Here is a 15130-nt window from a genome sequence, read left to right as displayed (position 1 = left end):
CCTTGGCTTTTTCTTCAGCCTTGGCTTTTTCTTCAGCCTTGGCTTTTTCTTCAGCCTTGGCTTTTTCTTCAGCCTTGGCTTTTTCTTCAGCCTTGGCTTTTTCTTCATCGTCAGCTTCTGTAGTTACATTTGTGGCGGGATTCGAAAGACTATTTAAGTCATTATTTTTATTACTTTCTACTGCAGGCATTTCAATCATAAAAGTAATAAAAGCTATTATTGATAAAGGTATTGCCCAAAACATTGGTCGTTTGACAAGGGTCTTTTTTCTTCTTAATTTTTGAAAGAATTGAAATATGAAAAACATACTAGTAGCAAATAAAAAGCTGGCGAAATAGGATTGAGTAACAAGGGCTGAAAGTAAAAAAAGGAGGATTAATAATGCACCTAAAGAACCTAGTAATATTAAAAAAATCCTAGTTTTCAATTTAACTCACGCTCCTTATATTTTATATAATAAAATATAACATATTTTTGTAAATAGAATTCATTTTTAAAGGAAATATGGGAATGTTTATAAGTTTAATAAGTGATATTAAACCTAATAAATATTTTAAAAGTTACTAGTGAAGAAATAAAATAATTATCGATGTAATAAAAAAATTGTTAATTAATGGAGGTTATTGTACATATTTGTTGAATAAATAATTTAACAAATATGAACTTGGAGGAAAGAGTCATTATGAATATGACTACAAAAAAATATATTCCACTCTTTTTTGTACTTTTGATTATTTCGATTATGTTGAACGGCTGGCCAGCCGGAATCTATCCGGATGGTTCGATTGGTATAGTACAAATTCTTACGTCGATTGGCTGGTTTGCTTTCTTGATGGGATCAATCCTCATCCTTAAAAACACATCGCTCATCCGTTTTCTGTTTAACTACCTTCGTTTTGGTTTCATCGGCGGGATGGTCGTCTATTTGATTACATTGTTTGAGAATCACCTTTGGGATCAGACGTGGTTTGACATTATGTCAGGAATCCAATATCCACTGTATGTTCTGTTTGTCGTGCCGATGTTTGGTTGGAATGCCTTTACTGCAATTCCGTATGGTGATTTTTCATTTTTAATTGGTTTCCTCTATCTCTTGATCGCCTTCGGTCTAAGCTTACGGTATAAGAAAATCAAGATTGAAAGCTTACGTTACTGAATGGTAATTACAAGTAGGACCCGCTTCATAATGAAGCGGATCTTTTTTTGTCTTTTAAACTGTCAGATAAGTCATATCTCTAAATTTTAAAAATAGGAAACTATTTCTAAAGAAATCTATTATAATCAAATTATCACTAAGATTTGGTTTTTTAGAAACGGAGGTAACCTGATGAAAAAAGCATTAAAGATTGTCATGACAGGTGTACTTAGTATTTCATTACTTAGCGCTACATCTGGTCAAAGTGACGCAGCGACTAAGGCGAAGGCATTTAAAAACTGTACGGAGATGCAAAAAACGTATAAAGGTGGCGTCTCGAAGAAAAAGGGTTTGAAAAACCGAACGGGTTACGATAAAAATGGGAAAGCCATTTATAAGAAAACAAAGTACGCCCAACATGTAAGCTTAGCGACGTATAATCTCAATAAGTCAAAAGACCGTGACAAAGACGGCATCGCCTGCGAACGCTAAAAAAAGCCCCGCTCTCCTAAATGGAAAGTGGGGCTTCATGCGTTTAGTTGAAGTTCTTTTTGAGGAAGTCTGTCACTTCTCCTGGTGTTTTTGCGTTGGCGCTATGCAAGTGACCAAGCTTCTCGCTGTTTTGGAAAACGAGTAAACTTGGAATTCCCATGACGACATTATCGGATGCGATTTCCGGGAACTCATCTTTATCGATCGTATAGATTGGAAGTTCTTTAAATTGTGACTCGACGTCCGGCATGAAGTAGTCCATCCGTTTGCAGTCCGGGCACCAGTCGGCTTCGAACTTGATGATGACCGGTGTTTCGCTTGCGATTAGTTCTTTAAACGTGTCTTCACTCTTGATGTAGTTACTCATGTGTAAATCCCCCTATAGTATGATTGTTTGTCTTTAGTCTACTGACTCTGGTAAGAAGATGCACGGATTATGCTTTTTTTGTTCAATAAATTTCCGCAAAAAAGTTGGTTGTTCAAGAGATGTAAGCGGTTTTTCTGTTCAAGAATGTTGGATTACTAGGGCTTGATCTATTTTGCCTATAGAAAACAAAGTTGGTCATTTATTAATTATCTAGTTATAAACAAAATGATTTCTCTAGACCCACTTGTATTGAACTGCTACGATAAGTTTTCGGAATTAAGCGAGTAAGTGGGGGCGGGCGGAATGATGGACGAACAAAAATTCGATAATCTAAAACGGGGCGAACGCGGTGCGATGATTAGCATTGCAGCCTATATCCTATTATCCGTAATTAAATTGCTTGTCGGCTATTCAGCGGATTCTGCCGCTTTACGGGCAGATGGTTTGAACAATACGACGGATATCATCGCATCGATTGCTGTGTTAATCGGATTACGAATTTCCCGTCGTCCGGCAGATGACAATCATAAATACGGTCACTGGAAAAGTGAGACGATTGCGTCGATGGTCGCTTCTTTCATTATGATGGCAGTCGGTCTCCAAGTGTTGATTGATACGATTTCAAGCTTATTTGAAGGAAAACAAGAATCTCCAGATATCGTAGCTGCCTATGTCGGAATCGGTTCGGCAGTCGTCATGTATTTTGTCTATCGGTATAACCGCAAACTGTCTGAAGAAATTGACAGCAAGGCTGTCATGGCAGCGGCGAAAGACAATCGGTCGGATGCCTGGGTCAGTATCGGAGCGTCAATCGGAATCATCGGTTCCCAGTTCGGGATGCCGTGGCTTGATATCGTGACGGCGATCATCGTCGGTTTCTTAATCTGTAAAACGGCATGGGATATTTTCTCGGAAGCTTCCCACGAACTGACGGACGGCTTTGATGAACAAAAGCTGAAGATGTATGAGGACGTGATTTTTGACCTCGAAGGTGTCAAAGGAATCAAGTCAATCAAAGGACGGAACTATGGCAATAATGAAGTCGTCGATGTCGTGATTCTCGTCAATTCGACACTCAACATCCACCAAGCCCATGATATCGCAACACGAGTCGAAGATACGTTGACGGACGAATATGGCGTCTACGACATTCATGTCCATGTGGAGCCGGAGTGAACTATAGAGAACGACCATTTCTAGGTAGAGAAATGGTCGTTTTTTTGTGTATTCATAATCTGTGGTCACTCTTTGAATTTGCTAAAAATATTATGTGCATTTTCACATTGTTATTTAGTTGACTTTACGAATGAATCGGCGTATTTTGTTTTACATAGATAATCATTCCAAATGGAACGATTCGAAATTGAACAAAGGAGTTGAATCCATGGAAACAGAACAGCAGGAAAATTTACGATCGGCAACGATGATGAAATCGTTTTGGAACATCCAGCGCCACTTGATGCGTTTTGCCCATCAGACGGCACAGGAAAATGGACTCAGTATGCCGCAATTTCATAGTTTAATGACGATTGCACCGCGCGGACCGATTACCCAAAAAGATTTGGCAGCACAGACCCACTTACCGAAAAGTACGCTCAGTCAATCGATCGAAGGACTGGTGCAGTCCGGCTGGATTGTCCGCGAGACGAACGAACAAAATCGGCGCGAAGTGATTTTGTCGCTCAGTGAACAAGGAGAACGTTTCGTTCAAGAGATGAAACAACAAGAAACCGGGATGCAACAACGCCTCGAGAAAATTTTGGAAACGATTGATCCGGAAGCCTTCGAGCAGATGCTTGCGACTCATGACATCATTGCCCGTGGCATGAAAGAGATTCTCCCGCCAGGAAACGGAGGTTGTACACGTGATTAAGTTACTCAAAAATCTAAAAGTCTATAAATGGGCGGTCCTCGCCGTATTGGTCCTCGTCTTCGCCCAGTCGATGTCCGATTTGTATTTACCGACTTTGATGGCAGACATCATCGATAAAGGCGTTGTCGTCGGGGATACAGGCTACATTTGGAAAATTGGTGCGGTCATGCTGGGCATCACGGCACTCGGTGCGACGGCTGCAATTGCCGCAAGTTATTATTCATCAAAAGCGGCGATGGGGCTTGGCCGTGACATTCGCCGGAAAGTCTTTAACCACGTCGAACGTTTTTCACTGCAAGAGTTCGACCAAGTCGGAACAGCGTCGCTGATCACACGGACGACGAACGACATCACACAAGTCCAACAAGTCGTCATCATGATGTTGCGGATGGTCGTCAGTGCACCGATCATGTTCATTGGTGGTCTGATCATGGCGGTCTCGAAGGATGCCAAACTATCACTCGTCATCGTTGCCGCGATGCCCGTCCTCGTTGTCTCGATTTTGTTGATTTTATGGAAAGGGGTGCCGCTGTTCGGACAGGTCCAAAAACGACTCGACCGGTTAAATCTCGTCTTACGTGAGAATTTGACAGGCATCCGTGTCATTCGTGCCTTCAACCGGGAGAAAGAAGAAAAAGTCCGTTTGACGCAAGCCAATGCGGACTTAACGGACGTCTCGATTAAGGTCAATAAGATCATGGCATTTTTGATGCCGACAATGATGCTCGTGATGAACTTGACGGTCGTCGGCGTCATTTGGTTCGGTGGGATCCGGATTAATAACGGCGGCATGCAAATCGGTGACCTGATGGCGTTCATCCAATACGTCATGCAAATTATGTTCGCCCTCGTCATGGCATCCGTCATGTTCGTCATGATTCCCCGTGCTGCGGTCTCGGCGAAACGGATTAATGAAGTCCTCGAGATGACACCGACGATGGTCGATGAAGGAACCGCTTCAGCAGACCGTGAGCCGGGCACGCTCGTCTTCGATCACGTGACGTTCAGCTATCCGGGTGCGGAAGCGCCGGTGCTGTCGGATATCAGCTTCAAAGCACGTCCTGGTGAAATCACCGCTGTCATCGGCGGAACCGGTGCCGGGAAATCGACGCTCGTCAATTTGATTCCCCGTTTTTACGACGTAACGAGTGGCAGCATCCAAGTCAACGGCGTCGACAGTCGTGACGTCCCGCAAGAGGAATTACGTTCGAAAATCGGCTTCGTGCCACAAAAAGCCCTATTGTTCACGGGATCGATTGCGGACAACATCCGTTTCGGGAAACAGGATGCTTCATTAGAAGAAATCGAACATGCAGCGCGTGTCGCCCAAGCGACCGACTTCATCGAACGGATGCCGGACCGGTACGATTCCGTGATTGAACAAGGCGGATCAAACGTTTCCGGTGGCCAAAAACAACGGCTTTCGATTGCCCGGGCGCTCGTCCGGAAACCCGACCTTTATGTGTTCGATGACAGCTTCTCCGCCCTCGACTTCAAGACGGACGCAACACTCCGAAAAGCATTAAAAGAAGAAACGCGTCAAGCGACCGTTCTGATTGTCGCCCAACGTGTCAGTACGGTCATGGATGCGAATCAAATCATCGTTCTTGAAGAAGGGCGCGTCGCAGGAATCGGCACGCACGACGAACTGTACGCAACAAACGATGTCTATCAAGAAATCGTCAAATCCCAACTGTCAGAGGAGGAAATCGCATGAGTCAGACAACGAAACGACCTGCCGGCGGACCTCCGGGTGGACCGGGTGGCGGTCCCGGCGGTGGAAACATGATGATGATGGGGGAGAAACCGAAAGACTTCAAAGCGACGTTCCGTCGGTTACTCGCCTATTTAAAACCACGGCGGACGGCACTGATTGCTGTGTTTGTCGCCGCGATTCTCAGTACGGTCTTTATGATCGCCGGACCAAAAATCATGGGGACAGCGATTACGGAACTGTTCGAAGGGGCGTATGCGAAGTTCCAAGGGGTCCCCGGTGCTGCCATCGACTTTACGAAGATTGGCCAGATTTTGCTGCTTCTCGCTGGGCTTTACGTCATCAGTAGTATATTTAGTTACATTCAGCAATACATCATGTCGAGCGTCGCCCAAAAAACGGTGTATGACTTACGGGAGGACGTCAATCAGAAACTTGAGCGGTTGCCGCTGAAGTATTATGACGGACGACCGAACGGGGAAACGCTCAGCCGGGTGACGAACGATATCGATACGATCGGGAGTACGCTCCAACAAAGTGTCACATCGTTCATTACGTCAATCGTCACGATCGTCGGGATCTTAATCATGATGCTGACGATCAGTCCGCTCTTGACGCTGATTTCACTCGTGACGTTACCGTTATCGATTTTTGCGATCCGTCCGATCTTAAAACGGTCGCAAAAGTATTTTGCCGATCAACAACGGACGCTTGGTCAGCTGAATGGCCACGTCGAAGAGATGTATACGGGACATCCGGTCGTCAAGGCGTTCGGTCACGAACGGAAAGCCGTCGCAGAGTTTGACGACGTCAATGAACAGCTTTATGATGCCGGACGAAAAGCACAGTTCATTTCCGGCATCATCATGCCGATGATGATGTTCATCGGGAACATCAGTTATGTCTTGATCAGTGTCGTCGGCGGGATTTTAGTGACGCAACGCAGTATCTCGATCGGGGACATTCAAGCCTTCATCACGTATACCCGACAATTCACACAACCGATCACGCAGACGGCGAACATCGCAAATATCGTCCAGTCGACGGTCGCAGCAGCAGAACGTGTTTTTGAATTGTTAGATGAAGAAGAGGAAATCAAAGAAGTGACAACGCATCATCTCGCGCGTGCGAAAGGTGCCGTCGCGTTTGAACACGTTGACTTCGGTTACGGAAAAGACCTCTTGATTGAAGACATGAACATCGATGTCCGGCCGGGACAAACCGTCGCGATCGTCGGTCCGACCGGTGCTGGGAAAACGACCTTAATCAACCTGTTGATGCGTTTCTATGAATTAAACGGTGGTGCGATCCGGATTGACGGAATCGATACCCGTGACATCTCCCGGGAAGACCTACGGACGACCTTCGGGATGGTCTTACAGGATACGTGGCTCTTTAACGGGACGATCCGCGATAATCTCGCGTACGGGAAAGTCGGAGCATCGGAAGAAGACATCATCGATGCGGCGAAAGCAGCCCATGCCGATCACTTCATCCGGACGTTACCGGACGGGTATGAGACGGTCTTGAACGAAGAGGCCTCGAACATCTCACAAGGGCAAAAACAATTGTTGACGATTGCCCGTGCGGTTCTCGCCGATCCACCGATCATGATTTTGGATGAAGCGACGTCGAGCGTCGATACGCGGACGGAAATCTTCATCCAGCAGGCGATGCAACGCTTGATGGACGGACGGACGAGTTTCGTCATCGCCCACCGCCTGTCGACGATTAAAGATGCGGACTTAATCCTCGTCATGGATCAAGGGCGTGTCATTGAACAAGGAACGCATGAAGCGTTGCTAAAAGCAGATGGTTTCTATGCGGACCTCTACAACAGCCAGTTTTCCGAAAAAGAAGTCGTATGACAGGATCGTAAGAAATGAAGCAGTTCCTCGAGGAGAGGGGCTGCTTTTTTTGTCGGAATAATCCTTTCCCTTGATTTTTAATACCGCAGGGGGTATATTATGAGCAGAAATCATTTTGCCGAACGGGCAACAAAAGGAGAGAAACTTCATGAAAAACATGTCGACGACTGAACTTGAACAAACACTTCAAACGGATGCATCAATCCAGTTGATTGATGTCCGCGAAACGGATGAATACGCAGGCGGTCATATCGAACAGGCTAAAAATGTTCCATTATCTGAATTGACGGAACGCACGGCTGAACTGGATGCCTCTCAACCGCTCCACGTCATTTGCTTATCGGGTGGACGGAGTATGAATGCTTCGATGTATTTGGAACAAGCAGGCTTCGACGTCACGAACGTCGACGGCGGAATGATGAGCTGGGAAGGAAACGTCACACGCTAAGCAACGATCAATCGGGTACGACCATTCAACTAAAGGAGGAATCGTTATGTTATTACGCTATTTCTATGATGAAAAATTAGCACAAGCTTCATATATGGTAGGGTGCCAGAAGACGGGGGAAGCGATCGTCATCGATCCGGCACGAAACATCGAACCGTATCTCAAAGAAGCGGAAAAAGAAGGGCTTCGAATTTCGGCGACGGCGGAAACACACATTCATGCCGATTTCGTCTCTGGGACACGCGAATTCGCGAAGCGTCTCGGAACGACAGCTTATCTATCAAACGAAGGCGATGCTTCTTGGAAGTATGGTTTTGCTTCAGAGATTGATGCCCGTCTCGTCAAAGACGGGGAGACGTTCAAAGTCGGGAATGTGACGCTTGAAGTCATGCATACACCAGGTCATACGCCGGAACACATCTCGTTTGTCTTATACGATCGTGATCAGACAGTTCCGATGGGGATTTTCACAGGTGACTTCGTTTTCGTCGGCGATATCGGACGTCCGGATTTACTGGAAGAAGCAGCCGGTATTCAAGGAACGACAGCCCTCGGTGCGAAGCAAATGTTCCAGTCCTTGAAACGCTTCAAACAACTGCCTGACTTCACACAAGTCTGGCCGGGACACGGTGCAGGAAGCGCGTGCGGGAAAGCCCTCGGTGCTGTTCCGACATCGACGGTCGGCTACGAAAAAGTGACGAACTGGGCACTCCGGATGGAGGATGAAGCGGCATTTGTTAAAGAATTAACAACGGATCAACCAGAACCACCGAACTACTTTGCGATGATGAAAAAAGTCAACAAAGAAGGCATTGTCGTGACGACAGAAGTTGATCGTCCACGCCTTGCTGAAGCGAACACGGTGGAAGAACTCGTCAAGACGATGCAAGTCGTCGATACACGAGACGGAAAAACATTTGGTGCCGGACATGTACCGGGGACAATCAACATTCCCTACAATTCGAAATTCGTCGCCTGGGCAGGCTGGTTAGTCGATTTCAATCAGGATATCGCCATTCTCGCAGCAACGGATCAACTGGAAACGATTCAAACGGATTTACAATCGATCGGACTGGATCGTTTCGTGACATTGATTGATGTCGAAGAACTGACAGCGAGTCAGTTAACAGAAAGTTATCCGGACTGGACAGCAGACAAAGCCATCGCGGCAGCTGAAGCCGGTGACGTCTACGTCCTTGACGTCCGAAATAAAACAGAGTGGGAGGAGAGCCATTATGAACAGGCTCACCGGATTTTACTCGGAAAACTTGCGTCACGTCATGAAGAGCTTCCGAGTGACCAACCGATCGCCGTCCACTGTGCATCAGGTGTCCGGTCACGGATGGCAGTCAGCGTCCTGCAATCACTCGGTGTGAAGAATGTCATTAACATCGATGGCGGGTATGCAGCGATTGAAGACGTCTTACACGATCAGACCGTCGCCGGAAAGGCAACGTCACGTTAATCAAATAAACAATGTCGAAACGGATGATTCTCGCGAGGGTCATCCGTTTTTTAGTGTTTCTTGAATTGTCTGTCAATTTGACTGAAAGCGTGTTTACTTCATTCACAACAGGGGGAAATGATAGATGTAAAGGTATGCCGATAATCCATTTTTTAAAAAAGGAGTGTGACAGGATGAACAATATGTGGAACGATACTTCGCTGAACCTGAACGGAATGTTCGGTGTTCTTGGTAACATATTAGGTGCACTACTTGTGTTCCTAATTGGTTGGCTGATCGCAAAATTAATTGCGAACGGCATTCAAAAGGCACTAGAAAAGTCAGGTGTCGTCAAGAAGTTGATGCCAGAAAAGTCAGCTGAAGCGACAACGAAGAAAAAGAAATGGACACCAGAAAAAGTCGTTGGAACAGTTATTTTTTGGGTCTTAATGGTTTTTGTACTAATTTTAGTGTTCAACATTCTTAATCTTGGCATCATTGCAGCACCACTCGCAGACACAATGAGCACGCTGCTTGCGGCAATTCCGAACATCTTAAAAGCTGCACTCGTTCTACTGTTCGCCTATATTATTGCCGTCGTCTTACGGATGGTCATCGTCAAAGGTGGAACAAAGTTGATGGCGAACGAAAAGGTTCGTTCAAACAAGATGTTACAAGGACAAGCCGATCTATCGAACTATCCGAAAATTGCCGGGGATATCGTCTTCTACTTGGTTTTATTGATTTTCCTACCAGGTGTACTTGATGCCCTCAACATTGACAGTGTTTCGGAACCGTTCAGTCAACTGTTATCCTCGTTCTTAAGCTTCATCCCACGACTAATCGCAGCAGCAGCTATTTTGCTAGTTGGGTTCTTGGTCGCAAAAATTGTCCGCGATATCGTGACGAACTTCCTTCATGCGATTGGGACGGATAAATTTGCTTCCCGTTTTAACATCGGGACAGACAATCAAAAAGATTCAAAATCGGTCTCGTCAATTCTCGGGACAGTCGTCTTCATCTTGATTTTGATTCCGATCACGATTTCAGCACTTGATCAACTGAACATCGAAGGAATCAGTGCACCAGCAATCAACATGCTAAACGATGTCCTCGGAATGATTCCGAACATTGTAATCGGCGTCGTCTTGATTCTCGTCGGTGTCTATGTTGGACGATTCGTAAAAAAATTCGTCACCGACCTTCTCGTCCGACTCGGTTTTAACAATTTGACACGTCACTTGAAAATTGGAAACTGGGATGCTAACAATACGTCGATGTCACCTTCTTCACTCGTCGGTGCTCTCGTTGAGATTATCATCGTCGTCCTGTTCGTCGTCGAAGCCTTTAACCTGATTGGTCTGAACTTCATGGTCGATCTTGGACGAGCTGTCCTTGCCTTCCTTCCGAGTGTCTTGACGGCGATTGTCATTCTCGCAATCGGGATTATCGTCAGTAACTTGGTCAAACGCGCGATGGATAGTTTGTTCGGCAGTTCTGATCTTAAAGTCCTATCGAATGTTGCACGTTATGCGATTTTAGCCCTCGCGATCTTCATGGCACTCGATCAACTTGGGGTCGCAGCGACGATCGTCAACTCGGCCTTCATCTTGATTCTCGGAGCAGCCGCCCTTGCCTTCGGCCTCGCCTTTGGTTTAGGTGGTCGCGATAATGCTTCGCGCTACCTTGATCGTCTCGAGAAGAAAGCAGAAGAGACAGAGCTTGATACGTCGAGTCTTGCTTCGGACCGAACTCCATCAGCTCCTAAGCCAAGCCTGAAAGAAGCGGCTAAAGGTGCAGCTTCGAAAGCAGCAAATGATGTCACGCCAGACCGTGCCCCACGTGCTTCCCGTTCGACGGAATCGACTGATGAGAAACCGACGCACGGTAAGCCAAAAGGTGCGCTTCCTGAAAATGATTTGGCACAACAGGATGATTATCCGATTGACCCAGATGGAAATCGTGGACCAAATCTTGATCATCCAAACGATCGTCCGTAAGTAACGTGTAACTCCTTCGCTAGTATGCGAAGGAGTTTTTTACTCGGAATCGGTGCCATCATTGGTACAGGTATTTTCGTTTTAATAGGAACAGGCGCCTTATACGCAGGTCCAGCATTACCGGTCTCATTCATTATTTCAGCCATCGTTTGTGCGTTAGCCGCCCTCTGTTATGCCGAATTTTCCTCGATGATTCCTGTCTCGGGTAGTGTATATACATACACCTACGCTACGATTGGCGAACTCGTTGCCTGGATCATCAGGTGGTGTTTAATTTTAGGATACGGTCTGGCTTCGAGTGCCGTCGCGACAGGGTGGTCAGGTTACTTCCAGTCGTTGTTATCGGAATTCGGCATTGAACTTCCGACGGCGCTCCGTGCTGCACCGGGCGCCGTACCTGGCAGTGAAACGTTCTTTAACTTACCGGCATTCTTAATTTTGATGGTCATTACGTTCTTGTTGTCACTTGGAATCAAGGAAACAAAACGCGTCAATAACGTGATGGTACTCGTTAAAGTCGCCGTCGTCATCTTGTTCATCGTCGTCTCTGCAATTATGGTCGGAATCGTCCCGTTCAAACAATTTGAAGGTGTCGATAGTCCGGTTTCGCTTGCGTTAAAAGTCGCAGGTCAAAACTGGGTTGCCGGATTGGAGCCATCGTCGGGATGACGACAGTTATTCTTGTCATGACATTTGGTCTCGTCCGTCTGTTGTTTGCGATGAGTCGTGATGGATTATTACCGAAAGTTTTCTCGGACGTCAATGAAAAATCGCATACACCGGTCAAGGCGACTTGGATTCTCGGTACCGCTTCTGGTTTGATTGCTGGATTCGTCCCGCTCGGTACGTTGGCGGAATTGATTAACATCGGGACACTCGCTGCGTTCGCGTTAATCGCCGTCATCATCTTGCGTCGGACGCGTCCGGACTTAAAACGGGCGTTCAAAGTCCCGTTCGTCCCGGTTCTCCCGATTTTATCGGTCCTCGCGTGTATCATGTTAATGTTGAATCTCCAAACCTTTACGTGGATTGCGTTCTTCATCTGGACGGCGATTGGTTTGCTTGTCTACTTCGGTTACGGAAGAAGCCGTTCGAAATTAAATTAAGTACATGATCACTCTCGATTTCATCGGGGGTGATTTTTTTGTTGGAAACAAGTGCAGGAAACATCTTGTAAAAAGTCGAACGATTGAAGAGAGAAGAGGAGGGACTACATATGATTCATATTAAAAGAAATCCTGATTTAGAATCTGCCTACAACGCGATGCAAGAAGGGTTCAGTGATTACATGATTCCGCTCGGTTTGTCACTTGAAGTGTTTCAGGAACGGATTTTGACGCGAGATGCCAATCAATTGGAACACTCGTTTGTCGCCTTTCATGGAGAACGACCTGTCGGGTTATGGCTGAACGGCCTCAAGAAAATTAAAAAAGAGCAAGTCATGCGGTGTGGCGGGCTTGGCGTAGATCCGCAGTATCGCCGTCTCGGCATCGCAAAAGCATTATACGAGGCTCAACTAAGTTATGCGAAAGAGCTGGAAGTCGATCGACTCATGCTTGAAGTCATCCAAGGTAATACACCTGCAATTGATTTGTATCACCAGCTTGGCTACCGCCAAGACCATGAACTCGGTTATTTTCAGCGCGATGAACCGAACCAGGTGAATCCACTCGTTGAGATTGATGAAGTGGCATTTGAACGGAGATACGCCCAACAAGGCGAATACATTTGGCAACAAGATCCGGGCGTGATGAAATATAGAAAGGCCACCTATTATGAACTGGATGGAGCATTCATCGCTGCTTCAAACGACTCGATTTTTGCCATCTTGACAGAAGAATCGGAGGTCGCACGCATCGCAACGGAAGCGACCCGACGTTTGAGCGGAATGACGTATCAATTGCAGTCGACGAATCCACTCGTCTGGGAAACATTGCGTGCAGAAGGATGGGTACAGCGTGATTTAAAGCAATTCGTCATGAGTAAAGCCATTCGTTAACGAAAAAAATAGCCATCGTTCGTAAGTAGCAAGCACTACTATAGAACGAATGGCTATTTGTCATGTCCATAAGCTGATCATGACGAGGATGGCGAAAATTACGAATAAGATTCCAGTGCCACCCAGCATGATAAGCATAATTTTGTTCATCATTGGAAAATGCCTCGTCTCTAAGAATGAATTTATGAAGAAATACTTGCTATATAATCTTGAATCATCAGAAGATGCGAACCGACGATGTTATCCGGTAAGTCCGTCAGGGACACATACGTCAATGCAACACTTTCATCACTGACACGGAGTGTACCGGAAGTATCGGACGCAACGTAGGCGAGGGTGACACTTTGAAAGACATCCCCGTTCGCGAGTGTCGTGACATAATTTTTACCGGAGTAGACACCGAGCAGCTTGAGCGTCTTTGCGACGAGTCCGGTTTCTTCGAATAATTCGCGTCGGGCCGTCTCTTCCGTCGATTCTTCCCATTCCATGAGACCACCCGGAAGACCGAAACGCGCTTGTTCTTCATTTCGTTGTTCGAGTAAAATCTGACCTTCCTTAATGACGAGGACGACGGCACCGACTAAAATCAGTGGAGTGGGTCCGACTAAATCACGGATGGATTTGACGTAATTCACCGCGGCACCTCCTGGTGGAACGGACATTCCGTGGCTTGCGTCTGTTTCGGGAAAAAGTTCGGTCGCTGTAACGCATTGTCATAATCTTTATGGAAGACATGTGTCGCTGCTCCGCTTATCGGTGGAACGAGCCACGACCATTCCCCAGTGACGTCGCGACCGCAAGCGGCTTCATTTTTTTCGAACCGGGCGAATTGTTTGGCCGCCGTATGATGATCGACAATCGTCACTCCGGACCGCTCGAAGGATTCGAGGACGGCGACATTGAGTTCGACGAGGGCCCGGTCTTTCCATAAGGCGCGCTCACGGGACGTGTTCAGACCAAGTTGTTCAGCGACAAGCGGTAAGAGATTATAACGGTCCGCGTCAGCAAGGTTACGGGCTCCAATTTCAGTTCCCATATACCAGCCATTGAACGGAGCACATGGGTACGAAATGCCGCCGATTTCAAGACGCATATCGGAAATCATCGGGACGGCGTACCACTTGATGTCGCGTCCTGCGAACAAATCATAGTCGGGATGGATGATTGTAACTTCAAGAATCAGTTCTTGTGGAATCTCATGGAGTGTTACTTGACCATCGAGTTCAACCAACAGCGGTAAAATATCAAAGGCGGTCCCGTGTCCCGTCCACCCAAGTGCCTGACATTGTTTCGTGAAAGCGGTGGATGCGGGATCACCAAGTACGCCGTCGGCCGTTTCGTAGCCGGCGTAACGAATCAGTTGATGATTGAGGACGCGGACACGTTGCGGATGGAAAATCGTGATTGTCGAACGGATCCGTCCCTCATTGGTGGCGTGGCGAATGTGGTGGAACAACGCGTCTCGAATCGCTTCGATCGTTGTCGCCGCACGGGCATCGATGACGTGCAGTTGATCCCAAAAGAGCCGTCCGATGCACCGGTTGCTGTTACGCCAAGCAAGTTTCGCTCCGAACGTCAATTCGTCCGTTGTTTGTGTATAGTTTCCCGTTCGTAAAATTTCTTCGCGCACGTCGTTCAAACGATTTTGTGTATGTGGTGTCTCTTCTATATAAGTCGTCAAGAAGCGTTCTGCTTCGTCTAGTAAATGTTGCACGGCGTTTGAGTCCTTTCTTCATCCAAAGCGACAGAGTTTCTTATTCTAGTGTACAAGGTGAATGGAGGAAGCGCCA

At 46.7% G+C, this 15130-nt stretch carries 14 protein-coding genes and 1 pseudogene; 11 read left to right on the top strand and 4 right to left on the bottom strand.

Annotated features, from left to right (window positions below; all coding sequences use genetic code 11):
- Positions 1-427: hypothetical protein (locus tag KNP94_RS11715; protein ID WP_215115684.1), on the bottom strand; the 427-nt coding region annotated here is incomplete at its 3' end.
- Positions 428-682: 255 nt separating this feature from the next.
- Here KNP94_RS11715 and KNP94_RS11710 point away from each other — a divergent pair.
- Both KNP94_RS11710 and KNP94_RS11705 read left to right on the top strand, forming a co-directional pair.
- Positions 683-1156: a hypothetical protein gene (locus tag KNP94_RS11710; protein ID WP_159172868.1), complete on the top strand. Its 474-nt coding sequence runs from the start codon at positions 683-685 to the stop codon at positions 1154-1156.
- 171 nt (positions 1157-1327) lie between these two features.
- Positions 1328-1627 (top strand): excalibur calcium-binding domain-containing protein, encoded by a 300-nt coding sequence (locus KNP94_RS11705; protein ID WP_088836165.1) that lies wholly within the window; start codon positions 1328-1330, stop codon positions 1625-1627.
- 43 nt (positions 1628-1670) lie between these two features.
- Here KNP94_RS11705 and KNP94_RS11700 read toward each other — a convergent pair whose 3' ends face one another.
- Positions 1671-1994, bottom strand: coding sequence for a thioredoxin family protein (locus KNP94_RS11700; RefSeq protein WP_088836166.1), 324 nt, complete (start codon positions 1992-1994; stop codon positions 1671-1673).
- 306 nt (positions 1995-2300) lie between these two features.
- Between KNP94_RS11700 and KNP94_RS11695 the strand changes: the two genes are divergently transcribed.
- The 9 genes and pseudogenes from KNP94_RS11695 to KNP94_RS11655 all read left to right on the top strand — a co-directional run bounded on the left by KNP94_RS11695 (position 2301) and on the right by KNP94_RS11655 (position 13340).
- Complete coding sequence (locus tag KNP94_RS11695; protein WP_088838402.1) at positions 2301-3170, top strand: cation diffusion facilitator family transporter; 870 nt, start codon at positions 2301-2303, stop codon at positions 3168-3170.
- Positions 3171-3378: 208 nt separating this feature from the next.
- Positions 3379-3867 (top strand): MarR family winged helix-turn-helix transcriptional regulator, encoded by a 489-nt coding sequence (locus KNP94_RS11690; protein WP_088836167.1) that lies wholly within the window; start codon positions 3379-3381, stop codon positions 3865-3867.
- Positions 3860-5584, top strand: a complete 1725-nt coding sequence (locus KNP94_RS11685; RefSeq protein WP_215115683.1) for an ABC transporter ATP-binding protein — start codon at positions 3860-3862, stop codon at positions 5582-5584. Before KNP94_RS11690 ends, KNP94_RS11685 begins: the two co-directional genes overlap by 8 nt.
- Positions 5581-7449, top strand: a complete 1869-nt coding sequence (locus KNP94_RS11680; RefSeq protein WP_214811311.1) for an ABC transporter ATP-binding protein — start codon at positions 5581-5583, stop codon at positions 7447-7449. The genes KNP94_RS11685 and KNP94_RS11680 overlap by 4 nt, the downstream gene beginning before the upstream one ends.
- A gap of 148 nt (positions 7450-7597) precedes the next feature.
- Positions 7598-7897, top strand: coding sequence for a rhodanese-like domain-containing protein (locus KNP94_RS11675; RefSeq protein ID WP_088836170.1), 300 nt, complete (start codon positions 7598-7600; stop codon positions 7895-7897).
- 46 nt (positions 7898-7943) lie between these two features.
- On the top strand, positions 7944-9362 hold the full coding sequence (locus tag KNP94_RS11670) for an MBL fold metallo-hydrolase (RefSeq protein WP_214811308.1): 1419 nt from the start codon (positions 7944-7946) through the stop codon (positions 9360-9362).
- A 173-nt stretch (positions 9363-9535) separates the two neighbouring features.
- Positions 9536-11341, top strand: a complete 1806-nt coding sequence (locus KNP94_RS11665) for a mechanosensitive ion channel (RefSeq protein ID WP_214811305.1) — start codon at positions 9536-9538, stop codon at positions 11339-11341.
- 39 nt (positions 11342-11380) lie between these two features.
- Positions 11381-12447: pseudogene (locus tag KNP94_RS11660) on the top strand (amino acid permease); the annotation flags it as partial.
- Between the two features lie 110 nt (positions 12448-12557).
- Entirely contained in the window at positions 12558-13340 is a 783-nt protein-coding gene (locus KNP94_RS11655) for a GNAT family N-acetyltransferase (protein ID WP_214811302.1), read from the top strand.
- Between the two features lie 182 nt (positions 13341-13522).
- Here KNP94_RS11655 and KNP94_RS11650 read toward each other — a convergent pair whose 3' ends face one another.
- On the bottom strand, positions 13523-13975 hold the full coding sequence (locus KNP94_RS11650; protein ID WP_353048589.1) for an NUDIX hydrolase: 453 nt from the start codon (positions 13973-13975) through the stop codon (positions 13523-13525).
- Positions 13972-15054: a nitric oxide synthase oxygenase gene (locus KNP94_RS11645; RefSeq protein ID WP_214811296.1), complete on the bottom strand. Its 1083-nt coding sequence runs from the start codon at positions 15052-15054 to the stop codon at positions 13972-13974. Before KNP94_RS11645 ends, KNP94_RS11650 begins: the two co-directional genes overlap by 4 nt.
- Between the last annotated feature and the right edge of the window lie 76 nt (positions 15055-15130).

It is taken from the genome of Exiguobacterium sp. s80, assembly GCF_018618725.1.
Lineage (GTDB): Bacteria > Bacillota > Bacilli > Exiguobacteriales > Exiguobacteriaceae > Exiguobacterium_A > Exiguobacterium_A oxidotolerans.
Note: the sequence above shows the minus strand (reverse complement) of the source record. Positions and strands in the feature narration are given on the sequence as shown.

Excerpts from the sequence above, each read along its gene's own strand:
- KNP94_RS11700 (WP_088836166.1), bottom strand. The coding sequence starts at position 1,994 with ATGAGTAACTACATCAAGAGTGAAGACACGTTTAAAGAACTAATCGCA.
- KNP94_RS11710 (WP_159172868.1), top strand. The coding sequence starts at position 683 with ATGAATATGACTACAAAAAAATATATTCCACTCTTTTTTGTACTTTTG.
- KNP94_RS11675 (WP_088836170.1), top strand. The coding sequence starts at position 7,598 with ATGAAAAACATGTCGACGACTGAACTTGAACAAACACTTCAAACGGAT.
- KNP94_RS11680 (WP_214811311.1), top strand. The coding sequence starts at position 5,581 with ATGAGTCAGACAACGAAACGACCTGCCGGCGGACCTCCGGGTGGACCG.
- KNP94_RS11665 (WP_214811305.1), top strand. The coding sequence starts at position 9,536 with ATGAACAATATGTGGAACGATACTTCGCTGAACCTGAACGGAATGTTC.
- KNP94_RS11705 (WP_088836165.1), top strand. The coding sequence starts at position 1,328 with ATGAAAAAAGCATTAAAGATTGTCATGACAGGTGTACTTAGTATTTCA.
- KNP94_RS11690 (WP_088836167.1), top strand. The coding sequence starts at position 3,379 with ATGGAAACAGAACAGCAGGAAAATTTACGATCGGCAACGATGATGAAA.
- KNP94_RS11695 (WP_088838402.1), top strand. The coding sequence starts at position 2,301 with ATGGACGAACAAAAATTCGATAATCTAAAACGGGGCGAACGCGGTGCG.
- KNP94_RS11655 (WP_214811302.1), top strand. The coding sequence starts at position 12,558 with ATGATTCATATTAAAAGAAATCCTGATTTAGAATCTGCCTACAACGCG.
- KNP94_RS11670 (WP_214811308.1), top strand. The coding sequence starts at position 7,944 with ATGTTATTACGCTATTTCTATGATGAAAAATTAGCACAAGCTTCATAT.